Source organism: Nonomuraea sp. H19 (genome assembly GCF_052068215.1).
Taxonomy (GTDB): domain Bacteria; phylum Actinomycetota; class Actinomycetes; order Streptosporangiales; family Streptosporangiaceae; genus Nonomuraea.
In genome coordinates this window covers 144972-165462 of record NZ_JBQHCV010000027.1, presented here as the reverse complement: position 1 = coordinate 165462, position 20491 = coordinate 144972, and the positions used below count along the sequence as shown (strand labels likewise).

Genomic DNA, 20491 nt, shown 5'->3' with positions numbered 1-20491 from the left:
ACCCCGGAGCTCAACCAGTTCGTCATCGCGCTGTGCCGCTCGGCCGGCTTCGCGCCCACCATCTACGAGGGAACCGTCGAGAGCACCCGCGCCGCCGCCGACCTCGTCCTCCAGAACCGCTGCGTGCACTGCATCCCCTCCTCCTTCCGCACCTCCAACCGGCCGGGCACCACCTGGCGGCCCCTGATCGAACCCACCACGCACTACCCGTGGTCACTGTTGTGGCACGAGGCTAACCCGTCCCCCCACATCGCCGCTGTCATCAACAGCGCCCGGCACCTCGCCGAGCGGCTCGGCTGGTTGGAACCCGCCGTCCGGCCCACGGGGCCAACGCCCAGCAAAGGTGCTCCGACAGCCACCACTCCCAGCGATGAGCCTGTCTGATGCGCCGGCGCTCGTCTTTGCCCCGGTGATCGGTTCTGGAGATGGGTTCTTCCCGGATCGCCTGTGTCCGTACGGCGCGCATGGGTGTCGGCTGGAGGTGAACGAGTTCGACCGTCGGCGCCGGAAATCCTGCGGCGGCAGGCCCCTGCTTCGACCGGTCCAGAGGACCGATCCCGTGCAGACGTCGATGCACCGCCAAAGGAGTTCGGCCATGGGCATCATCGCTTGGATCATCCTCGGACTGGTCGCCGGGGCAGTGGCCAGAACGCTGGTCCCCGGCAAAGACCAGCAAGGTTTGATCATCACTTTCGCGCTCGGCATCGCCGGGGCGCTGCTGGGCGGCTTCGTGGCCACCGAGGTGTTGAACGTCTCTGGCATCCAGGGGTTCTTCCACCTGTCCACCTGGCTCTGCGCCATCGCCGGCGCGGCAGTCCTGCTGCTCGCCTACAACCTGATCACCGGCCGGCGTCCGGGCCGCCGGGCCGGCCGCCGATGACCCCGCCCAGCACCCCCGGGAGTTCACGCTCCTGCCGGGGCAGAAGTGATGCGTGATGCCCATCGGCGGAGCCATCGCGGTCATCACGGTCGGCGCCATCCTCACCTTCGCCCTGGCCGACGGCTCGGTGGGCGGCTTCGACCTGCGCATCGCGGGTGTCATCCTGATGCTCGGCGGCGCCCTCGGCCTCCTGCTGTCCCTGCTGCTGCGCAACAGGTCACGCTGGAGCCGGTCGACAGTCCGCAGCCGCCAGGATGTCATCGACGACAGACCGCCACCCAGCCCGGCAGATTCGCCAGGCTACGAGGCCAGGCAAAGCCGCGGCCGCAGGCCTCCCAGCAACAGCCGGTCCTACGCCGAGCGCTGGGCCACGCTCCAGGAGCAGTTCGCCGACGCGCCAGGATTTGCGGTACGTGAGGCCGATCGGCTGATCTCGGCCGTCATGGCCGAGCGCGGATATCCCACCGATGACTTCGAACAGCGGCAAGCGGAACTGCCGGCGGTGTACGGCCGTATGCTGCGCCGCTACCACCAGGCCCACGAGATCAGCTGGCGCATTGCCCAAGACGATGCCTCCACCGAGGACCTGCGGCAGGCCATGGTGCACTACCACGTCCTGTTCCAGGAACTCCTCGACAACAGCGACGAACACCACCACCCTCAACCCGCCGGCCAAACCCACGACAACCAACCAGCGCCCCAGGGCGACTCCCGAAACGGCTCGCGAAAAAGGTGACTCGACATGGACACGCACAGCGACAACGAATGCCTCGACGGCACAGCCGACCTGCCGCCGCTCTGGCCCAAGCTCGTTCTGAAGCGCGACAATGACGGCAAGGTCCGGCTGCCGCCACCGTCTGACAAGCTCGTTTTCGGCCCGGTGGCCCGGCCCTCCGCATCGCCGGTACCGTCCGAGCCTCTGCTCCACAGCGATTCGGCCGACTAACCGCCCTGATGGCCGCCAGGCCGGGGTTTTTACATAGCGGGCGAATCCTGCGCTGCGGCCGACGGCATGACCCAGCCGAAGGGCGGGGAATCTCGCGGTCTCGTACGGCGAGCGGTCCACGGCGTGGACGATGCGCAGCCGGGCCCCCGCGCGTGCGGCGTCGTCGGCCGCCCACTCGACGGCCACGGTCGCAGCGGCCGAACCGTCGACGCCCGCCACAATGACACGAGTCATGGCCCCTTCAGTTTGTTCCATCCATTGCTCATTGCTGGATCCCGGCAATATGCCGGCCCCATGGGGCCGGCAACCGGGGTTTGCCGTGGAGGCCGTTGGCGGCGGCCCCGGTCAGCGCTTGAAAACTCCTGACTTTCGATTCCAGGTACTGGTTTCCGGTGGCGCGGCCGAAATAGAGCATGACCCAGCCCTTGATGACCCGCGGCGACGCGGCCTGAATCAGCCTCTCCGCTGCTGGATCAAGAAAGGAAACAAGCAATTATCGGCCCGGTTATCACCGCAATCGATAACTGTGCCGATGCTGTTGACGACGACAGAATGAGGTAAAATAAAAATACCGAGGACATTTCGTGCGTTGGCATACAGGTTGGCGTCGCCCGCGGCGATAGACGACTTTCGGCCCTTCTCTAGGGCCTGAATAGGCCAGGCAACGATGACACTCCTGTCTCCGTCCGCACCGCCCAGCGCCGCTGCCGGCCCCACGGCCCAGTTCGCACTCCGGCTCAGCCTGAATCCCGTCCTGGACCGGAGAGGCACCGTCGACGGCGCATGGTGGCCCCACACCCGCGACGCCGCCGCCGAGCTGCCCGCCCTCATCTCGGCCGTCGACCAACGGCTCGACAGAGCCGTCCTCCGTGTCGGCCTGTATCTGGACGCATGGGACCACATCCCGCGCCGCATCCCAGCCCGTGGCCGCGACATCCGAGTGGGTTGGTTCCGCAGCGCCGACCCGAATCTGATCACCCTGAGCATCACGGGCTCCGCGCCTATTACCCTGCTGGTCATCCCATCCGGCACCGCCAACGGGCCCGCCGCGGCCGCCCTCACGCTCGCCGCCGCAGGCACGGTCGGCATCCATCCCAGGGACATCCTCCGCCCCGCCGTCCCAGGCGAGGGCACACCCGGCCAAGACGGCTCAGCCTCCTGGGAGAACGAGGGCGGCCACGGCACCGATCGCATGCCCGCACAACCCGCCGCCACCTGACCCTGCGCCGAGCGCCGTTCCCGCCGGCCGCCGGCCGCCGGTCACCGGCTCCCGGCGAAAGGCGGACATGGTCCGGCCTCTCGACGCTGCGTACGTTCATCCGCTCGGAGAACGAGCACACGCAACCAGGCCACGCCGAGGGATAGGCGTCGGCGGCGTGTGAGGCGCACCACGGCAGAGGTCGTGCGATCCCTGCCCTCCTCCGACTCTGGCGAGAGAGGAAACGACCATGAGTTCGACAACCCCGTTCACCACGCGAGCCCCCACACCCGAGGTCCGGCCGTACCCCATCCAGGTGCGCGCCCAGCAGGACCGTCCCCTGTCACGCTGGCTGTGGCTGGTGAAGTGGCTGCTGATCGTGCCGCATGTGCTGATATTGATCCCGTTGTGGATCGCCTTCTGCCTGCTCAGCCTCGTCGCGCTGGTCGCAATCGTGATCAGCGGCCGATATCCGCGGTCGATCTTCGACTTCAACGTCGGCGTCATGCGGTGGAGCTGGCGAGTGGGCTACTACGCCTACAACGCGCTCGGCACCGACCGCTACCCGCCGTTCGCGCTGCGGGAGATTCCCGACTACCCGGCGGGACTGACCGTCGAGTACCCACCGCGCCTCCACCGCGGTCTCGTCCTGGTGAAGTGGCTCCTGGCCATCCCGCACCTCCTGATCGTCGGGATCCTGTTCAGCGGCAGCGCCTGGTTCAGCTGGCAGGCCGGCGGCGACGTATGGACCTGGGGCGGCGGCGGTCTGGTCGCACTGCTCGTCCTGGTCGCCGGGATCGTGCTCGCGGTCACTGGCCAATACCCGCGGCCATTGTTCGACTTCATCCTCGGCCTGAACCGCTGGGGACTGCGGGTGGCCGGCTACACCGCTCTGATGACCGACCAATACCCGCCCTTCCGCCTCGATCTCGGCGGAGACGACCCTGCCGCCCCGAGCAGAGGGCCTGCCGTCCACTCCGGCTTCGGCGGCTGATCACTTCGGGGGCGCCCAAAGGATCGCGGGGGCATCAGCTTGCCGGCGGGGGCCTGCCCGGCGTCACGTGGTGATGACCCTTTCGGTGATCCAGCCGGCGCCCCATCGTCCCGTATCTGCGGCCGTTCATGAAGGGTCCGGGCCAGGGCGCCGCCACGTCCAGCCACACGCGACAGCCAAGGGCGTCGGGATGAGTTCGATCCGGGTCATAACATGTGTACCTAGGCTGAGAGCGTTCCTCCGATATCTCGGGGGGCGCCGGCCACAATCTGAGAGCGAGACGCGACATGAGTAGTGCTCGCACAACCGGAGACCATGCCGTCATGGCGCCCGCCCAGCCGAATGAGGCCGGCGAGCGGCCCGATCATGCGGCCAACGCGCAGTGGCTCAAGGACAACCCCGACTCCATGCCGCAGGTGGGGGCCGGCCGCTGGGACGTGTACGACCGAGCCGGCCACCTGCGCGGCCACCTCGTCGGCGACGGCCCGACCCGCGACACCCGCTTCAAGGCGATCGCCGCGACGAAAGAGCGGACGCCTCCCGGCGACGCGCCGGGCGGTTACGGCATCACCCTGCACGATGCCGGGGCGCACCTTCTCGACTGAGCGGCACCGGCCAGCAGGCGGGCGACCAGCAAAAGTAAGGCTCTGTGTACTAATACTCTTTGTGTATTTATGCACAGAAGGCCGGAGGGCGTTTCCCTAACGTCAGCGGTATCGGACAACAAAGGGGCCCACCGAGAGTCCCGGTCCGGTACGGGGAACCAGGGGGACACCATCCATATTCGCAACCTTCTCGCCGGCACCGCTGTGGCCGGAGCGCTGCTCGCCGGGGCCGTGGCGGCGCCCGCGGCCCAGGCCGACACCGCGACCGCCACTCAGGCACAGAACGTCCAGGCCGGGCCTAAGCACTTCTTCGGTCCCTACTATTCCAACGGCTCCGAGGACGTCCAACACGAGTCGTACTTCAGGGGCCACTGGCAGAAGCGCGGCGGCGACTACTACTTCTCCGGAGACCTGGGCGACCGTCACAACGGCGACGGCGACTACAGCTACGTCTGGTTCAAGTACTACGACAGCAGTGGCAACTTCCACAGGAACGTGTACCGGTCCGACGACAGCCGCCGTCACTTCGAGGCGATCCGCTTCAAGCGCGACTTCAAGGTTCGCGTGTGCGAGGGGAACACGAGGAACAGCGGCTGCGGCAGCTACCACGACGTGTTCTAAGCGCATCGGGAGAATTCTTCCCAGGGATGTCCGACATGCAGAGCCCGCCGGTGATCCGGCGGGTGATGTCCCAGCCGGCCGCGTCGAGCACGTCCTCGATCTGCCCGATCAGGCCCTCGGCGTGGTCGATTTCCAGGGCGAACTGGCCAGGATCGGCCAGCAACTCGACCAGCGCGGCGCGGTAGCCACTGATCGCTGAGATCGCCGCGGTGCCGCGCGGGTCGGATGGCGCATGGAGGGCTTCGCTGAACGCGGCGAGCGGGCGGGCGCGTCCGGTGAACGATCGCGGTGGTGCGGGTGGTTGGCGCGGTGTCACCGGTCGTGCGGCTCGTTCGACCGCCCCGGCGAGAGCAGGTACGGCCGTCCAGAGGCGTTGCAGTTTGTGGATGGCGGTGATGTCAGGCTGGTCTTTGAGGCGATGGGCGTGTTCCTTCCAGGCCAGGACGTCGCCCAGGCGCATGACGGGGAAGCCGTCGATCAGGTCGGCCGAGTCGATGAGGTCGTCGGTGGGCCAGCCGGGGGTCCAGCGGTCGACGAATTCGATGGCGAGAGTGGGGTGGTGGATGACCTGGCCGTGGTGGGACGGGGCCGCGGTGGGAGCGATGCCGAGGGACAGCACCACGTCCCAGGCCGCCCCGCGGGCCAGCACGTCCAGGTCGCCCATGCGGGCGCGCAGGCCGCGTACGTACAGGGCGGCTGAGCCGCACACCACGTAGTGGCCGCGCGGCAGGCTCAGCCGGGCCAGCTCGGCGAACAGGCCGGCCGGGTCGGTCAGCAGATTGCGTGGCGGCTGCGCCACGGCCAGGTGGCGCGGTGGCGCGGCCAAGGTGGATGGATACATGTCGGCACTAACCCCCGTAGCTGGAACGGCTGCGCATCGACGACGCGGTCTTTCCACGCCATCACTCACCTGGCGTTGATGTCGTCCGGCGGCGCCAGGCACGCCTGCCGGCCGCCTTGGCCAACCACGCAGGCCCTCCGCCCGCGCACGATCAGCAGCGGCCCGACACCGGTCAGGTCGCTTTCCTCAGGCCACTCGAGCCCACGCGCCGACCAGCGTCGGGAGCTTGAAGATCACGTCGTGGTGTACGCAGTCCCGCGCGATGCGGTCCTCGAGCGTGTCGATGTCCACCTCCTCCGGCGTCGCCACGCCGGTCTTCTCCAGTACGGGCAGCAGGGTTCGGATGATCCCTGCCGCCATCCGGGCCGCGTCGCGGTCGCCGGCCTCGCAGTAGCCCTGCACTCCGAGCACCGTGGCCCCATTGAACCCCGCGTGCCGCATCACCTGTGCCAGGCGGGCGCCGAGGCTCGCGTCCAGGCCGGCGCGCCGGAACGACTCGGCGATCCAGAAGGTGACCTGCTCGCTCAGCGTGGTCGGCGGCAGCGTCCCGGCGGCGGTCATCTCGTACTCCATCACCGCGACGACCCCGCCCGTGCGCACGAGGCCGGCGAACCGGCGCAGGACGTTCTCCGGGTCGGGCAGGTAGAGCAGGACCAGCCGGCCGACCACCGCGTCGAACTCCCCGGTCACCGGGACCGTGTGCAGGTCGTCGTGGATGAACGACACGTTGGCCAGGGCTCGCTGCTCGGTGCGGTGCGCGGCGAAGGCCAGCGCCTTCACCGACTGGTCGATCCCGATGACCGAGCCGGTCGGACCCACCAGCTCGGCGACCTGGAAGGCGACGTCTCCCGCGCCGGTGCTCAGGTCGAGCACGCGCATACCCGGCGCGATGCCCGCGAGCTCGAGCACGGTCCTCGTCGCAGGCGCGAGCATCCGGGCCTGTTGTTCCAGCCGCGCCAGTTCGGCCGGATCGTGGCCGAGCAGGTAGGTGGTGTCCGTGGTCATGTCCGCCGCTCCTGCCCTCGGCGCGCCGCATTTCCGGCGTGTCCAACGCTCAGCATCGTCCCTAGTCAGCGGCGACGCTTGGGGGGATGATGGCGATGCCGTGGAGATTGTGAGGAGACCCCGGACCGCAACGTCCGTCCTCCTCTGAACGAGAACTGACAAAGCCCCCCTTCAAGGGCATCGCCGTCGAATCCCGAGGGTGGGAAGGTGTATCGGTTCGAGGACTGTCAGGTCGATCCGCGCCAGTTCGAGCTCCGGCGCGGTGGCGCCGTGGTGCACGTCGAACCGCAGGTGTTCGCCCTCCTTACGCACCTGATCCAGCACCGTCACCGGGTGGTCGCCAAGACGGAACTGCTGGACGCGGTGTGGGGCGGCCGGTACATCAGCGACTCAGCGCTCACCAGCAGAGTGAAGATGCTCCGCCGGGCTCTCGGCGATGACGGGAACCAGCAGCGGGTCATCGCCACCGTGCACGGGATCGGCTACCGGTTCGTGGCCGAGGTGGCCGAGCTTGACGACGGCACCGTTGACGCCACCGACACCGTCGATGAACCGGGCATCGTCCGGCCGCCACAGCAGATCCGATACTGCGTCTCGCCGGACGGCGTGCGCGTGGCTTACGCGATCTCCGGAACTGGTTCGCCGCTGGTCAGGGCGGCGAACTGGCTCACCCACCTCGACCTGGAATGGTCCAGCCCGATCTGGGCGCACTGGCTTGACGGGCTGGCCCGCCACCACCGGCTGATCCGCTACGACGAGCGCGGATGCGGTCTGTCCGACTGGGAGGTCGCCGATTTCAGCTTCGACGCGTGGGTCAACGATCTCGAGCTCGTCGTGAACGCCGCCGGCCTCGGCCGATTCCCGTTGCTCGGCGTGTCGCAGGGCGGGGCGGTCGCCATCGCCTACGCGGTGCGGCATCCGGAGCGAGTCTCCCGGCTGGTGCTCGTGAGCGCCTACTGCCGCGGCAGGCTCGCCAGGGCCCGGACCGCCGACGAGCGGGAGGAAGCCGCGCTGGACCTACAGCTCGGTCGCATCGGCTGGCGCCACGACGACCCCACGTTCCGCCAGGTGTTCGCAAGCCAGTTCCTGCCGGACGGAAACCGCGAGCTCTGGGACGCATTCAACGACCTGCAGCGCGCCACGACCTCGACCGAGAACGTGGTGCGCTTCCTCGACGTCTTCGCCCACATCGACGTCTCCACACAGGCGCCGCACGTGCGATGCCCAACCCTCATCCTGCACAATCGCGACGACCTGCGCGTGCCCCGATCCCAAGCACAAGAGCTCGCCGCGCTCATCCCGGACAGCGAGCTGCACTTCCTGGCCAGCCGCAACCACATATTGACCGCGGACGAATCCGCGTGGCCGCACTTCCTTACCGAGATCCGCCGCTTCCTGGCAGCGCGCCCGCCACAGGCCGAGATCACGGCCGATCGGTGAGCCGGGCGCGGTCCGGCCACCGAGCGCCCGGCCAGGGCCGACCGCGACGGCGCTGTGAGGTGCGGCAGGCATGTGGGGAGCCCTGTCATACCCGGGAACGCGGCTCCCCGGCACAATGCGGCCTGCCTGGATGCGTCCGCGAAGAGCAGGCTTGGTACGGCACACCAATGGAACGCAAGGAGCACCATCCATGGCGGAAGATCGGGCTCCTCGGCTACGACCCGGCGTACTCGCTCACACCCGCCTGCGACGCGGTGCGCACCGAGGAGCGCGCTCGGGGACGAGCGACCTGGGCGGCCGACATCATCCGGGACGGCACGACGCTCCTGACGCGGCGTCCGCTCGTGATCGATGTCGGAGCTGCGGGCAAGGGGTACCTCGTTGACATCGTCTCGGCGATCCTGCGAGAGGCCGGCGTCGCCCGGTTCGTCGTGGACGCCGGCGGCGACCTGCGGCAATCGGGCGGGCCGGCCATCCGGGTCGGGCTGGAGCACCCGTTCGATCCGCGGCTCGTGATCGGCGTGTCCAACGTGAAGGACCGCGCGCTGTGCGCGTCCGCGGTGACCAGGCGCGCCTGGGGCGACGGGCTGCATCATGTGCTCGACGCCAGAACGGGCGTCCCGGCCCGGGAGGTGGTTGCCACATGGGTCGTCGCCGACGACGCCGCGCTCGCCGACGGACTGGCGACGGCGCTGTTCTTCACGGGGGCGTACCGGCTCGCGCAGACCTTCCGGTTCGCCTATGTGCGGATGTTCGCCGACGGCCGCGCCGAGATCTCGCACAACTTCGACGGCGAGCTGTTCGTCCGAGGGTGCGCTCGGTGAAGCCGGCCCATCGATTTCGCAGGAGGGTGAGGAAAGGCATGACAGCCCTGAGCAGAAGGATCACGACGGTGGCCGGGATCTCCATCGCACTGGCCATGGCCGGCTGCTCCACCACGGACACGGATGTGGAGAGCCCGCCGTCCGTGTCGAACAGTGGCCGCGTCACTTCGGGACCACCTTCCGGCCGGGACTCCACCTACGCGGACGGCGACTACAACGCAACCGGCCAGTACGGGAGCCTTCCCTCGAGCATCGGCGTGTTCGTCACCCTCGTGGACGATGTGATCACCGACGTCGAGGTCACTTCCCACGCGACGAACCCGACCTCACGCGAGTATCAGGAGCGGTTCGCCGACGCGATCCCGGCACTCGTCGTCGGTAGGAATATCGACGAGGTGAAGGTGTCCCGCGTCGCGGGTTCCAGTGGCACCCCCGACGGGTTCAACGCCGCGATCCAACGGATCAAGAGCGAAGCGTCGAACTGACAGTTGTCGCAGCAGCGCCTCGGGCGAGCAAGGCCGATCCGGTCATGCTCGCCCGACGGCGTTTGGAGGCCCGCCTGGCCGCCGGCACGTCTTGGGTGCGAGCGGGGGCGTGGCCCGGGGGCGCGGACGGCGCAGCCTGTGCAGGCTCGGATCGAGGTCAACAACATGAACGCTTCACAGTGCGGTGAACGGATGCTATGTTGAATAAACGTTTACTCAATGGATGGGGCGATGGCCAGGACACGGAGCGAGCAGGCGGTGTGGCGCCGGGAGCAACTGCTGGACGCGGCCCTGAGGGTGTTCGCCGACAAGGGTGTGGACGGTGCCACGGTCAAGGATCTGGCGCAGGCGGCTGGAGTGACTCCCGGCCTGCTGTACCGCTACTTCGACAGCAAGGAAGCGATGGTGGAGACGTTGCTGTCGGAGCGGGGCTTCCTGCCCAGGCTGCGGGAGCTGCGGGCGGCACATCACGACACCCGCCCGGCCACCGAGGTGCTGACCGAGTTGCTGGAGGCGTTCGATCGGCTGCTGGCCGGCCACGCCGACCTGATGGCGGTGTTCTTCAGCGCCGCCCAGGCGCGCGCGCCGCTGGCGAAGCTGGTGAACGAAGGCCAGCGGTTGATCGGCGACTTCCTGACCGAGCGGGTCGCCGCCGGAGAGCTTCGCGCGCACGACACCACCACGGCGGCCAAGACCCTGTTCGCCACCGTGGCCGTCAACCGGCGGATGGGATCCCCCATCGACGTCGCAGGCCTGGTCGAGCTGCTGTTCCCGAAGGAAGGATGAGATGCGTACACAGTGCTGCGTCGTCGGCGGAGGCCCGGCGGGGATGATGGCCGGGCTGCTGCTGGCCCGCCAGGGCGTGGAGGTGATCGTGTTGGAGAAGCACGCCGACTTCCTCAGGGACTTCCGCGGCGACACCGTCCACCCCTCCACGTTAGAGCTGATCGCCGAGCTGGGGTGGATCGAGGAGTTTCTCCGCCTTCCGCACACCAAGATGCCCGATGTCACGGTCAACATGGGCGGCAAGGACGTCACCTTCGCCGACTTCAGCCGGTTGAAGGTGCGCTGCCCCTACATCGCGTTCATGCCGCAGTGGGACGTGCTGGACTTCCTGGCCGGCAAGGCCGTGGCCTACCCCTCCTTCCGCCTCCTGCGTCGCACGGAGGCGACGGAGCTGGTGACCGAGCGAGGACGGGTGGCAGGTGTCCTGGCAGACACCGCCGACGGCCCCGTGGAGGTGCGGGCGGATCTGGTGATCGGCGCGGACGGCCGCCACTCCACCGTCCGGGCGCGGGCGGACCTGGCACCCGCGAGCGACTCGCCGCCCATGGACGTGCTGTGGTTCCACCTGCCCCGCCGGACAGAGGATCGAGTGCCCTTCTTCCAAGGAGGCAAGGGAGCGTTGATCTCCATTGACCGCGGCGACTACTGGCAGCTCGCCTACGCAATCCCGACGGCCGCCTTCGCCGAGCTCAAGACCGCCGGGCTGGCGGCGTTCCAGGAACGGGTGGCGAGCCTGGCGCCCGCCCTGCGCGATCGCGTCCGGCAGATCGACGACTGGGATGCGGTGCACCATCTGACCGTCCGGGTCGACCGGCTACGCCAGTGGCATCGGCCAGGGCTGCTGTGCATCGGTGACGCCGCCCACGCCATGTCCCCCGCGGGAGGCGTGGGCATCAACCTGGCGGTGCAGGACGCGGTAGCCACCGCCAACCTGCTGGGCCCCGTTCTCGCCCGGGGCGCCGTCCCCGGGGAAGCCGACCTGGCCCGCGTGCAGTCACGCAGAGAGCTCGCCGCGAGGGTGACCCAGGCCTTTCAGCTCGGCATCCTGCGTGACCTCTACCCCAAGAACCTGGCCGACGACACGACACAACACGTGCCCCCGATCTTCACCGCGTTCCGGGCACTGCCGCAGCTGCGCCACCTCATGGGCCGCTTCATCGGCATGGGCGCCCGCCCGGAACACATCGCCGCGTAGTCACGGCCGAGCAGCCGGTTGACCACGGAAAATCCCGCGGCACGGCGGTGACTGGAGCCACGAGCCGCTGAGCGTCCTGGACGAATCCCTTCAGGACAGGTGACTTCCGTACGGTCACGAAGGAGCCCCACGCGACGCGGCCGCCAGGGAGGCGGGCAGCTCACCACCACCGGCCATGTGCTCGATCAGTTCGAGGACGGCCTGGGAACCGCCGTTCGCCTGGAGCCACTGGCTGGCCCGGCATGCGGCCTTGGCATACGTGTCCTGGTCGGCTTTCGCGGTGCGCAGCCAGTCGTCGAGCGTCTGCGGCAGTGCCTCCCGCGTGGACACCAGGCACCGGTCGCCGGTCGCCGTCTCGGGCTTCAGATAGCGGGGGTCGCCAGAGACCACGACCGCCAGTCCTTCGTCGAACCATTGCGGGATCGGCCCGGCATCGGACCCCAGGCGGACGTGCAGCTCGACGTGTGACATCTCGTGTGAGGCGATCACCGGATCGATGCCGTTCGGTGACAGCATGACCGCGCGGTTCAGCACGGCGATCCCACGCTCTCCGCCACCACCGATCTTCTGGTAGCACGTGGCGGTCACGCAGGCCAGGATGTCGGGAGAGCTCCGGCGTCCGCCGTAGAAGTCCGCCACCCGGCGGTCGGCCGCATCGACCACCTCGGCCACCTGCCGCTCCCGCGCAGGCGGCAGTCCGGGCTCCACATACAGGCCGGGCCTGACCTGTCGCATGCCGTAACAGCCGGGACAGGTCGTGGCGGCGACCGATGGGAAGGCCACCGCGACACCGGCCACCGCGGCCACGACCAACCCTGCGGCCATGGCCGGCAGCCACCGCCACATCCTGCGCCTTCGACTCATCACACCACTCCATACGTTGACGTTTCCGTATCATCCCGCCCCGCCGAACGGGTCTCTGGGCGCTGCGGGACACCAGGTGGGTCAGCAGCAGGCGCCCACCGGCGGCGCCGAGAGGGCTTCTTACTTCTCCTCATCGGAGGACACCAATCCTGAGCGGTAGGCATGGATCGCGGCTTGGACACGGGTACGCACGCCGATCTTGGACAGGACGCGCGACACGTGGATCTTGACCGTGCCGGCGGCGATGCGCAGTTCCTCGGCGATCTCGGCGTTGGACCGGCCCAACGCGACCAGGCGGAGGACCTCCGTTTCCCGGACCGTCAGCTCCAGAGCATCGCCCCGCACCGGTGGGGTGGCGAAGCGGCGTACAAGCCTGCGGGTGACCTGCGGGTCGATCAGTCCTTGGCCACGGTGGGCGGCACGGATCGCCGTGAGGTAGAGGTCGGGGTCACCGTCCTTCAGCAGGAAGCCCACGGCGCCCGCTTCGAGCGCCCCGAACAGGTATTCGTCGGTGTCGAACGTGGTCAGCGCGATGACGGGCACGTCCGGTGCGAAGGCCAGCAACCGGCGGATGGCGATGATTCCGTCCGTGCCGGGCATCCGGATGTCCGTGAGTATCACGTCCGGCCGGAGCTCACGCGCCATGTCGACCAGCTCGGCTCCGTCGCGTGCAGCGCCGAGAAACGCGATCTCGGGATCAGCGCTGAGGAGCTGTCGCAGGCCCTCCCGGGCGAGATGCTGGTCGTCGGCGATCAGGAGACGGATCATCGGGTCACCCGGGCGGCAGGACGATCGTCCACGGGGGCTGTCTGAGGGCCGGCCTCGCCGCCGCGGGACTTCGCCGCCGGCCCGCCTTCCTGCGGCGGGTGCGGGGGCAGGTCGGCGCGCACCCTCCAGCCGACTTGCCCGTTCGGGCCGGCGTGGCAACGTCCGCCGAGCGCGGCCACGCGTTCCCGCATCCCTGCCAGGCCGCGTCCCCCCTCGAGAACGCTGCCGTCGCCCGTGTCCTGGCCGGGCGAGATGCGAGGCGGACCGGGATCGTCGACGGTGACGGTGATCCGGCCGCCGGCCGGGCGGACCTTGACCGAGGCCGAGCCGGCCGCGGAATGCCTCGCCGCGTTGGTCAGCGCCTCCTGGACGATCCGGTAGACGCAGAGCTCGGTCTCGGCGCTGAGGGCGCCGTCGAGGTGCGGGTCGACGTCGAGGGCGACCACCAGTTCCGACCCGCCGCTGCGCTCTGCGAGCGTGGCCAGGTCGGCGATTCCTGGCCTGTGCGCCTCGTTTTCCGTGTCCGACCGTACCAATGTCGCCAGCAGTGCCCGGATCTCGGCCAGCGCCTCGGCCGACAGGCCGGCGATCCCGCCGAGCGCGCGGTCCGCTTCGGGATCGCGACCGCCCAGCGCCCGTCGAGCGCCGACCGCCTGTAGCCGAATCGCACTGAGGTGGTGGCCGACGATGTCGTGGACGTCCCGGGCGATCCGCGCCGCCTCCTGCGCGCGCGCTCGCTCCTCCCGGGCGCGTTGTAGCCGTTGGGCCTGCGCGGCTCGGTCGGCCCGCAACCGCAGGGCGTACCCGACTGCGACCGGTGCCGCGCCGGCCACCGCGTAGACGGACATGGCCGCCAGGCCCGGGGCGGCCCCGCTTTGAACTCCCAGCGCCGCCGCCCAGGCGATGGAGCCGGCCAGGAGAGCCAACCGCAGCCGGTGGCGATGGTAGGCGGCCGACGCGACGGCCAGGCCCAGCACCCAGATCCCGGCATCGCGCTCGAGCGCGAGGCTGACCACCAGCACCACCGCCGCCGACGCGGCGACCGCGGTCAGCGGCAGTCGCCGGCGCACCGCCAGCGGGGCGCACGCCGCGACGATCGGGACCGCCCACGCGGCTATCGCGCCCGCGTCGGTGATCTCTGGTGGCTGCCCGCGTGACCAGCCCTCCAGAGCCGAGACCACCAGCGTGAGGGCCGCAGCCATGCATGCCAGCAGGGCGTCGCGGCCCGTTGCCGGGACCCGGCGCCAAGAGGCGGCCGGGCTCCGGGTGGGCAAGGACCACAGGGCCGATGCTCTTGTCACAGCGACCAGTATCACGCCGGCCTAGCGGGGCACGTGGCGCCGGGAGCGGGCAGCTTGCCGTCGATCAGGTACCGATCCACGTGCCCGATCACGCAGGGGTCACCGTGGTTGACATACAGGCCGTGGCCGATGCCGTCGTAACCGATCGTGACCGAGCCGCGGACCTGCCCGGTGACGGCGCGTACCGAACCGTACTCGTAGACAGGCGCGACGCCCAGCAACGGCGGCAGGCCGCGGGCCGGCAGCCGCGCGGGCGGGTTGGTGACCTCGGCCGCCGTCCATGGAGAGCACGCGAGGTGGGCATTCTCCCGTACGCCGGAGAAGTTCGGCGATGTCTTCGCCGAACGGCGCACCGCCGCACGGTAGGCGCGGTAGCCGTCGTAGCGGAATCCGTCGGCGCACCTCACCGCCAGCAGGGCGCTCGGTTGTGGCGGCAGGCCGCGTCCCCGCGGGTCGAAACCGGAGGAGTCGCCGCCGGCGGCCGTCGCGATGGCCTTGGCGAACGCCGGCCAGTTCGCCTCGCGCAGGACCAGGGTCTGGGCCAGTGCCTTGAGATCGTCACCGTCGTAGCGGCGGTCACCGGCGGCTTCGGCGCCACGAAGAGGGGCACGCTCGGCCCGCTTCAGGACGTCCTGCCAGGCCTTCTCCGCGTCGGTACCGCGTAGCGCACACTCGGCAGAATCGGTGCACCAGCGGACGAAACGCCTGAACACCTTCTCCAGGCCCTCGTACTGGAGCCGCTCGGATTCGGCCAGCGAGGACACGTGGTTGGGCACGCTGTCCAGCGCCATGGCCCGCACCCGCTGCGGGAACAGCCGCGCGTAGGAGGTCCCGAGCACGCCGCCGTAGGAGTTGCCCAGGAAGGAGAGCTTCTCCTCGCCCAGAGCGGCGCGTACGGCGTCCATGTCGCGCGCCTGACTGGCGGAGTCCATGTGGGCGAACAGCTTGGGGGCGGCCTCCCGGCAGGCGGCGACCGCACGCGCGCTCTCCTTGACGGCCTGCTCGTACTCGTGCCGGTCCTCGGGAGTGGCGAAGGCGGGCCCCGTCGCACACGATGTCAGAGGAAGGTGTTCGCCGCTCTGCCCGCCGCGCGGATTCCAGGTGACGATGTTCATCCGGGCACGCAGACCCGCGAAGTGGGACAGCGACCGGGACAGTGCCGGGACGCCCGCCCCGCCTGGCCCGCCGGGGTTGAACAGGACGGTGCCGGCGGCCTGGCCCGCACCGGTCGCAGCTGCCCGAGCCAGGGTGAGGGTGATGGTGTCCTTGCTCGGAGCGTCCCAGTCGACGGGGACTTTCAGTTCAGCGCATTTCAGCTCGGCTGCGGTTCCTGGACCGCACGCAGACCAGACCAGGCTGCTCTCCGGTGCTGCCGAAGCCGCACCGGAGACGGCTTCGGCGGGAGACGCTCCCAGCGCCAGCAGCAAGGGCGTAACGAGTAGGGCCGATCGTGGCCAGGTCATCGGAGATCCTCACAAAAGGGCTTTCGGCAAGCGCCGCTGATGCCCCTACACGCTAGGCAGCGCCACCTCCCGCCACATCTGCCACAAGGCCTACTCCCTGATGCACAGATGCCACCGCCAACCGTCCGTCCGCTTGGCGCGGTCATCGACATGGTCGTGGGCGCGGCGATGTATCGCGTGCTGATCCCCACGCCACCCGCCGCCGGCGGGCACGCATCATCCGCGACGCCGACCGCCTGCTTCGGTGAGCGCGACGTGTCGGCCGAGGACGTGCCGCGGTGAGGACCTTCTCGTGGAGCCGCGCAAGATAGGAGACCAGGGCGTCGATGGCCGCGTGGCCGTCGCCGGAGGGGCCATGGCCCGGCAGGTCACAACAGCGCTCCTTCGTGGTCAATGGTGATCAACGGGTTCGGCTCGATGGGCTGCCATGATGCGCTGTCGCCAGTTCGGACAGGTTCATGGCCATCGTGTGGTGGACCGCGGGGATCCAGTCGAGCGCGCGCAGGGCGGTGTTGCGCAGGGAGCGAAGAGGGCCGCTGCCGACTGCCGCGATCTTCGTCATTTTGTGGGTGAAGGCGACCACCTCCTCGGCGACCGGGCGGCGCTCGCCAGTTGTCGTCGAACGCCTCGGTGCGCCCGCCGACGACGGTTCCCACCGGCTGCAGCTCCACGGTCATGTTTCCTCCAGTGCCGGGGGCTGCTCACGACCGTACGGGCAGGCGCACCGCCGCCGAATCAGTCATGGCGACCGGGCGGCATACGGGAATCAGCACCGATTAGGTAAGGCCGGGGCATCGTGATCGGCCGAAATGTGGAGATCGCCATCCTGAAGGAGATGGTGACGCCACAAGGACCGCATCTGCGCCGCGTGATCATCGACGCTTCGGGACCCACGGATTTCCAGGCGCCGATGCGGCGGCGCAGCCGGGCCGAGCGCTGATCGACGGCGACCACCAGACCGAGCACCGGCGACGAGCGGACGCTGACGTCGAACCGGTACGGCGGCAGCCCGGCAAGCGCAGGTGACGAGATCTTCGTGCCGCGTTGTCACAGATCGCGATGCCGCCCTGTCTATCAGACGGACCGGACGTTGAGGAGTGACAGGAGCGAGACCGTGCCACCAGCCACTACCACAATCCGGATCCGCGTCCGGATGGGCGCTCGTGCCATCGATGAGCCGCACCGCGCTTCGAGCCAGCTCGAGCTGCTGTTCGACCTCACCTTCGTGGTCGCGGTCGCGACCGTCACCGCCCAGCTCGCGCACAGCATCGCCGACGGTCATGGCCTCACCGGGCTGGTCCCGTTCCTTCAGGTGTTCTTCGCGATCTGGTGGGCGTGGATGAACTTCACGTGGTTCGCCTCGTCCTACGACACCGACGATGTTCCCTACCGGCTGCTGACCATGGTGCAGATGGCCGGCGTGCTGGTCCTCGCCGCCGGCGTGCCCGCCGCGGCCGGTCACTCCGACTACGAGATCGTCACACTGGGCTACGTCATCATGAGGATCGGGCTCGTCGCCCAATGGCTGCGTGCCGGTCTCGAACACCAAGCCGGCCGCCGCACCGCGCTGCGCTACGCCGCCGGCATCACCATCGTGCAGATGGGATGGATCCTGCAATTGCTCCTCACGGAAACGGGCGCCCTGCCCGCATCCTCCGGACTGCCGTTCTTCGCCGGCCTGGTCGTCCTGGAACTCGCGGTGCCACGGTGGGCGGAACGGGCCAGACCCACCAACTGGCACCCGCACCACATCGCCGAGCGCTACGGCCTGTTCACGATCATTCTGCTCGGTGAGAGTGTCCTGGCCGCGAGCAGGGGAGTCGAAGGAGCGCTCGAAGCGGGCGAGGTCAGCGGGCCCTTCGTCGTCATCGCCGTCTGCGGCCTCGTCCTGCTGTTCGCTCTTTGGTGGCTCTACTTCCTCGTACAGGCGGGGGAAGGGCTCAGTGACCGCCGCCATCGGTCCTACCTGTGGGGATACGGCCACTATGGCGTCTTCGCCGCCCTGGCGGCCCTCGGCGCCGGGCTCGAAGTGGCGGTGGAGCAGAGCGGGCACGAGGTGGCGGCATCACCGCTGGCAATCGGCTACGCCGTCGCCGTCCCGGTCGGTTTGTATCTCGCCCTCCTCTGGGTGGTGCACGCGGCTGTCGTCACAGACCCCGTCATCTCTCCCGCCGCAGTATTGGGCTGCGTCACCGTCATCCTGTCGCTGCCGCTCGCGACGTTCTGGATCGGTGTGGCCGCCGTGGTCGCGGCGATCGCGGCCGTCTGCGTCCTGCTGGTCGCCGTCACGATCGCGACCGCAGCCGCTGTGGCCCGCGCCGGAGCGGGTCGTCATGGCCCGCAATCCCCAGGTCCGGGTGAGTCGTAAAGCAGATCGCCGCCGTGTCACAAACCACGCCGCTACCCGGTCTTGTTTCCGGGATTGCTTTCGTCGATGCGGTCAAAGGAGCACCATGCACGCGCCAGAGAAACAGATCGCCACGTCGGTCCTGGTCATCGGCACGGGAGGAGCCGGGCTGCGGGCCGCCATCGAACTCGCCGAGCGCGGTGTCGACGTCCTCGCGGTCGGCAAACGGCCGAAGGCGGACGCGCACACCTCACTCGCGGCGGGCGGCATCAATGCGGCGCTCGCGACGATGGATCCCGAGGACACCTGGCAACAGCACGCGGCGGACACCCTCAAAGAGAGCTACCTCCTGGCCAACCCGCAGACGGTGCGAATCGTCACCGAGGGGGCCGCACGGGGCATCGAAGACCTCCAGCGCTACGGCATGCCGTTCGCCCGCGAACAGGACGGGCGAATCTCCCAGCGTTTCTTCGGCGCCCACACCTACCGGCGCACCGCCTACGCCGGGGACTACACCGGACTCGAGATCCAGCGCACCCTGATCAACCGGGCGGCGCAACTGGACGTCCCCGTCCTCGACACCGTGTACATCACGCGCATTCTGGTCCGCGACAACGCGGTCTTCGGCGCGTACGGGTTCGACCTGACCGACGGCAGCCGCTATGTCATCCATGCCGATGCGGTGATCCTGGCCGCCGGCGGCCACACCCGGATCTGGCGGCGCACCTCCTCCCGGCGTGACGAGAACACCGGCGACTCCTTCCGCCTCGCCGTCCTCGCGGGTTGCCGCATTCGCGACCCCGAGCTGGTGCAGTTCCACCCGTCCGGTCTCATCGCACCCGAGAACGCGGCCGGCACCCTCGTCTCCGAAGCGGCACGGGGCGAGGGCGGAATCCTGCGCAACCAGCTCGGCGAACGGTTCATGTCCCGGTACGACCCGGAACGGATGGAGCTGTCCACGCGCGACCGCGTCGCACTGGCCGCCTACACAGAGATCAAAGAGGGCCGCGGGACCCCGGACGGCGGCGTGTGGCTGGATGTGTCCCATCTGCCGCGCGAGACGATCATGACGCGGTTGCCGCGCGTCTACCAGACGCTTCTGGAACTGCAGATGCTCGACATCACCAAGGAGCCGATCGAGATCGCACCGACCGCGCACTACTCGATGGGCGGGGTCTGGGTACGGCCCGAGGACCACGGCACGGGCGTCGACGGCCTGTACGCGATCGGGGAGGCGGCCAGCGGCCTGCATGGCGCCAACCGCCTGGGCGGCAACTCCCTCATCGAGCTCCTCGTCTTCGGCCGCATCGTCGGGCAGGCGGCGGCCGCGTATTCCGCGGGCCTCGACGCCCAGCGCCGTTCGGCCGAGGCGCTCGACGCGGCACGGGCGGAGGTGGACGAACTCCTCGCCGCCGACGGCCCCGAGAACGTGCGGTCACTGCAGCGAGCCATCCGCGACCTCATGACGGAGCACGCCGGCGTGGTGCGCGACGAGAGCGGCCTGCGGAAAGGCCTCGCCGAACTCGCCGCGGTAGAGGCCCGCAGCAACGCCGTCGGGGTGCACCCGGACATCGCCGGCTTCCAGGACCTGGCCCACGCCTTTGACCTGAAGTCCGCGGCACTCGCCGCCCGCGCGACGATCGAGACCGCACTCGAGCGTCGCGAGACCCGCGGCTGCCACAACCGCTCCGACTATCCCGAGCTCGACCCCGCACTGCAGGTCAACCTCGTGTGGTCCGGTCCCGGATCGGTGGAGCGGGAATCCATCCCGCCGATTCCCGCCGAGATCGCGGCGCTCATGCGCGAGGTCTCAACCGCCGGAAAGCTCGTCGAGTAGCCGGCAGCCGGCAACGGACGCGGTCGAAGGAACACCGCCGGCCGCCGGATTCGACACCGCGACACAACGCCCTGTCCGCCGTTGGCGGCGC

Annotated in this window: 25 protein-coding genes and 1 pseudogene; 17 read left to right on the top strand and 9 right to left on the bottom strand. The window is 69.3% G+C overall.

Annotated elements, in window-relative coordinates; genetic code table 11:
- From ACTMTI_RS44275 to ACTMTI_RS44260, 4 genes are all read left to right on the top strand, one after another.
- Positions 1 to 384: LysR substrate-binding domain-containing protein (locus ACTMTI_RS44275; RefSeq protein WP_441126831.1), on the top strand; the 384-nt coding region annotated here is incomplete at its 5' end.
- 211 nt (positions 385 to 595) lie between these two features.
- Positions 596 to 880: a GlsB/YeaQ/YmgE family stress response membrane protein gene (locus tag ACTMTI_RS44270; protein WP_441126830.1), complete on the top strand. Its 285-nt coding sequence runs from the start codon at positions 596 to 598 to the stop codon at positions 878 to 880.
- A 55-nt stretch (positions 881 to 935) separates the two neighbouring features.
- Positions 936 to 1616, top strand: a complete 681-nt coding sequence (locus ACTMTI_RS44265) for a hypothetical protein (RefSeq protein WP_441126829.1) — start codon at positions 936 to 938, stop codon at positions 1614 to 1616.
- Positions 1617 to 1622: 6 nt separating this feature from the next.
- Positions 1623 to 1826 (top strand): hypothetical protein, encoded by a 204-nt coding sequence (locus ACTMTI_RS44260; protein WP_441126828.1) that lies wholly within the window; start codon positions 1623 to 1625, stop codon positions 1824 to 1826.
- A gap of 102 nt (positions 1827 to 1928) precedes the next feature.
- On the opposite strand, the pseudogene ACTMTI_RS44255 reads toward ACTMTI_RS44260, so the two are convergent.
- Positions 1929 to 2060: pseudogene (locus tag ACTMTI_RS44255) on the bottom strand (universal stress protein); the annotation flags it as partial.
- Positions 2061 to 2088: 28 nt separating this feature from the next.
- Entirely contained in the window at positions 2089 to 2241 is a 153-nt protein-coding gene (locus tag ACTMTI_RS44250; protein WP_441126827.1) for a hypothetical protein, read from the bottom strand.
- Between the two features lie 252 nt (positions 2242 to 2493).
- On the opposite strand from ACTMTI_RS44250, the gene ACTMTI_RS44245 reads away from it, so the two are divergent.
- From ACTMTI_RS44245 to ACTMTI_RS44230, 4 genes are all read left to right on the top strand, one after another.
- Entirely contained in the window at positions 2494 to 3045 is a 552-nt protein-coding gene (locus ACTMTI_RS44245; RefSeq protein ID WP_441126826.1) for a DUF5994 family protein, read from the top strand.
- 229 nt (positions 3046 to 3274) lie between these two features.
- Positions 3275 to 4018, top strand: coding sequence for a DUF4389 domain-containing protein (locus tag ACTMTI_RS44240; protein WP_441126825.1), 744 nt, complete (start codon positions 3275 to 3277; stop codon positions 4016 to 4018).
- Between the two features lie 323 nt (positions 4019 to 4341).
- Positions 4342 to 4623, top strand: a complete 282-nt coding sequence (locus tag ACTMTI_RS44235; protein WP_441126824.1) for a hypothetical protein — start codon at positions 4342 to 4344, stop codon at positions 4621 to 4623.
- Positions 4624 to 4827: 204 nt separating this feature from the next.
- Entirely contained in the window at positions 4828 to 5244 is a 417-nt protein-coding gene (locus ACTMTI_RS44230) for a hypothetical protein (RefSeq protein ID WP_441126823.1), read from the top strand.
- Here ACTMTI_RS44230 and ACTMTI_RS44225 read toward each other — a convergent pair.
- Both ACTMTI_RS44225 and ACTMTI_RS44220 read right to left on the bottom strand, forming a co-directional pair.
- On the bottom strand, positions 5177 to 6070 hold the full coding sequence (locus ACTMTI_RS44225) for a hypothetical protein (protein WP_441126822.1): 894 nt from the start codon (positions 6068 to 6070) through the stop codon (positions 5177 to 5179). The genes ACTMTI_RS44230 and ACTMTI_RS44225 overlap by 68 nt on opposite strands.
- A gap of 201 nt (positions 6071 to 6271) precedes the next feature.
- Positions 6272 to 7090 (bottom strand): class I SAM-dependent methyltransferase, encoded by an 819-nt coding sequence (locus ACTMTI_RS44220; protein WP_441126821.1) that lies wholly within the window; start codon positions 7088 to 7090, stop codon positions 6272 to 6274.
- 207 nt (positions 7091 to 7297) lie between these two features.
- On the opposite strand from ACTMTI_RS44220, the gene ACTMTI_RS44215 reads away from it, so the two are divergent.
- From ACTMTI_RS44215 to ACTMTI_RS44195, 5 genes are all read left to right on the top strand, one after another.
- Positions 7298 to 8530 (top strand): alpha/beta fold hydrolase, encoded by a 1233-nt coding sequence (locus ACTMTI_RS44215; RefSeq protein WP_441126820.1) that lies wholly within the window; start codon positions 7298 to 7300, stop codon positions 8528 to 8530.
- A gap of 167 nt (positions 8531 to 8697) precedes the next feature.
- A complete protein-coding gene (locus tag ACTMTI_RS44210; RefSeq protein ID WP_441126819.1) occupies positions 8698 to 9354 on the top strand; it encodes an FAD:protein FMN transferase in 657 nt (218 codons plus the stop codon).
- A 38-nt stretch (positions 9355 to 9392) separates the two neighbouring features.
- Positions 9393 to 9839, top strand: a complete 447-nt coding sequence (locus ACTMTI_RS44205) for an FMN-binding protein (protein ID WP_441126818.1) — start codon at positions 9393 to 9395, stop codon at positions 9837 to 9839.
- A gap of 231 nt (positions 9840 to 10070) precedes the next feature.
- Positions 10071 to 10625 (top strand): TetR/AcrR family transcriptional regulator, encoded by a 555-nt coding sequence (locus ACTMTI_RS44200; RefSeq protein ID WP_441126817.1) that lies wholly within the window; start codon positions 10071 to 10073, stop codon positions 10623 to 10625.
- Position 10626: 1 nt separating this feature from the next.
- Entirely contained in the window at positions 10627 to 11820 is a 1194-nt protein-coding gene (locus ACTMTI_RS44195; protein WP_441126816.1) for an FAD-dependent oxidoreductase, read from the top strand.
- Positions 11821 to 11934: 114 nt separating this feature from the next.
- On the opposite strand, the gene ACTMTI_RS44190 is transcribed toward ACTMTI_RS44195, so the two are convergent.
- From ACTMTI_RS44190 to ACTMTI_RS44175, 4 genes are all read right to left on the bottom strand, one after another.
- Positions 11935 to 12684, bottom strand: coding sequence for a hypothetical protein (locus ACTMTI_RS44190; RefSeq protein ID WP_441126815.1), 750 nt, complete (start codon positions 12682 to 12684; stop codon positions 11935 to 11937).
- A gap of 120 nt (positions 12685 to 12804) precedes the next feature.
- Positions 12805 to 13452, bottom strand: coding sequence for a response regulator (locus ACTMTI_RS44185; protein ID WP_441126814.1), 648 nt, complete (start codon positions 13450 to 13452; stop codon positions 12805 to 12807).
- Complete coding sequence (locus ACTMTI_RS44180; RefSeq protein ID WP_441126813.1) at positions 13449 to 14654, bottom strand: sensor histidine kinase; 1206 nt, start codon at positions 14652 to 14654, stop codon at positions 13449 to 13451. Before ACTMTI_RS44180 ends, ACTMTI_RS44185 begins: the two co-directional genes overlap by 4 nt.
- 110 nt (positions 14655 to 14764) lie before the next feature.
- Positions 14765 to 16216 carry an alpha/beta fold hydrolase gene (locus ACTMTI_RS44175; RefSeq protein ID WP_441126812.1) on the bottom strand — a complete coding sequence of 484 codons (1452 nt, stop codon included), beginning with the start codon at positions 16214 to 16216 and terminating at the stop codon, positions 14765 to 14767.
- A 108-nt stretch (positions 16217 to 16324) separates the two neighbouring features.
- Between ACTMTI_RS44175 and ACTMTI_RS44170 the strand changes: the two genes are divergently transcribed.
- On the top strand, positions 16325 to 16498 hold the full coding sequence (locus ACTMTI_RS44170; protein ID WP_441126811.1) for a hypothetical protein: 174 nt from the start codon (positions 16325 to 16327) through the stop codon (positions 16496 to 16498).
- Between the two features lie 118 nt (positions 16499 to 16616).
- Here the strand turns inward: ACTMTI_RS44170 and ACTMTI_RS44165 are convergent, their stop codons facing one another.
- Positions 16617 to 16799 (bottom strand): hypothetical protein, encoded by a 183-nt coding sequence (locus ACTMTI_RS44165; RefSeq protein WP_441126810.1) that lies wholly within the window; start codon positions 16797 to 16799, stop codon positions 16617 to 16619.
- Between the two features lie 228 nt (positions 16800 to 17027).
- Between ACTMTI_RS44165 and ACTMTI_RS44160 the strand changes: the two genes are divergently transcribed.
- From ACTMTI_RS44160 to ACTMTI_RS44150, 3 genes are all read left to right on the top strand, one after another.
- Entirely contained in the window at positions 17028 to 17156 is a 129-nt protein-coding gene (locus ACTMTI_RS44160; protein WP_441126809.1) for a hypothetical protein, read from the top strand.
- Between the two features lie 174 nt (positions 17157 to 17330).
- Positions 17331 to 18584, top strand: coding sequence for a low temperature requirement protein A (locus tag ACTMTI_RS44155; protein WP_441126808.1), 1254 nt, complete (start codon positions 17331 to 17333; stop codon positions 18582 to 18584).
- 85 nt (positions 18585 to 18669) lie between these two features.
- Positions 18670 to 20400: an L-aspartate oxidase gene (locus ACTMTI_RS44150; protein ID WP_441126807.1), complete on the top strand. Its 1731-nt coding sequence runs from the start codon at positions 18670 to 18672 to the stop codon at positions 20398 to 20400.
- The last annotated feature ends 91 nt before the right edge of the window (positions 20401 to 20491 follow it).

What these genes read in the sequence shown, in the direction of transcription:
- ACTMTI_RS44195 (WP_441126816.1), top strand. Translation starts at nt 10,627, where the DNA reads ATGCGTACACAGTGCTGCGTCGTCGGCGGAGGCCCGGCGGGGATGATG.
- ACTMTI_RS44220 (WP_441126821.1), bottom strand. Translation starts at nt 7,090, where the DNA reads ATGACCACGGACACCACCTACCTGCTCGGCCACGATCCGGCCGAACTG.
- ACTMTI_RS44265 (WP_441126829.1), top strand. Translation starts at nt 936, where the DNA reads ATGCCCATCGGCGGAGCCATCGCGGTCATCACGGTCGGCGCCATCCTC.
- ACTMTI_RS44150 (WP_441126807.1), top strand. Translation starts at nt 18,670, where the DNA reads ATGCACGCGCCAGAGAAACAGATCGCCACGTCGGTCCTGGTCATCGGC.
- ACTMTI_RS44180 (WP_441126813.1), bottom strand. Translation starts at nt 14,654, where the DNA reads ATGGCTGCGGCCCTCACGCTGGTGGTCTCGGCTCTGGAGGGCTGGTCA.
- ACTMTI_RS44245 (WP_441126826.1), top strand. Translation starts at nt 2,494, where the DNA reads ATGACACTCCTGTCTCCGTCCGCACCGCCCAGCGCCGCTGCCGGCCCC.
- ACTMTI_RS44235 (WP_441126824.1), top strand. Translation starts at nt 4,342, where the DNA reads ATGGCGCCCGCCCAGCCGAATGAGGCCGGCGAGCGGCCCGATCATGCG.
- ACTMTI_RS44185 (WP_441126814.1), bottom strand. Translation starts at nt 13,452, where the DNA reads ATGATCCGTCTCCTGATCGCCGACGACCAGCATCTCGCCCGGGAGGGC.
- ACTMTI_RS44190 (WP_441126815.1), bottom strand. Translation starts at nt 12,684, where the DNA reads ATGAGTCGAAGGCGCAGGATGTGGCGGTGGCTGCCGGCCATGGCCGCA.
- ACTMTI_RS44170 (WP_441126811.1), top strand. Translation starts at nt 16,325, where the DNA reads ATGCCACCGCCAACCGTCCGTCCGCTTGGCGCGGTCATCGACATGGTC.
- ACTMTI_RS44250 (WP_441126827.1), bottom strand. Translation starts at nt 2,241, where the DNA reads ATGCTCTATTTCGGCCGCGCCACCGGAAACCAGTACCTGGAATCGAAA.
- ACTMTI_RS44200 (WP_441126817.1), top strand. Translation starts at nt 10,071, where the DNA reads ATGGCCAGGACACGGAGCGAGCAGGCGGTGTGGCGCCGGGAGCAACTG.
- ACTMTI_RS44270 (WP_441126830.1), top strand. Translation starts at nt 596, where the DNA reads ATGGGCATCATCGCTTGGATCATCCTCGGACTGGTCGCCGGGGCAGTG.
- ACTMTI_RS44210 (WP_441126819.1), top strand. Translation starts at nt 8,698, where the DNA reads ATGGAACGCAAGGAGCACCATCCATGGCGGAAGATCGGGCTCCTCGGC.
- ACTMTI_RS44260 (WP_441126828.1), top strand. Translation starts at nt 1,623, where the DNA reads ATGGACACGCACAGCGACAACGAATGCCTCGACGGCACAGCCGACCTG.
- ACTMTI_RS44175 (WP_441126812.1), bottom strand. Translation starts at nt 16,216, where the DNA reads ATGACCTGGCCACGATCGGCCCTACTCGTTACGCCCTTGCTGCTGGCG.
- ACTMTI_RS44240 (WP_441126825.1), top strand. Translation starts at nt 3,275, where the DNA reads ATGAGTTCGACAACCCCGTTCACCACGCGAGCCCCCACACCCGAGGTC.
- ACTMTI_RS44205 (WP_441126818.1), top strand. Translation starts at nt 9,393, where the DNA reads ATGACAGCCCTGAGCAGAAGGATCACGACGGTGGCCGGGATCTCCATC.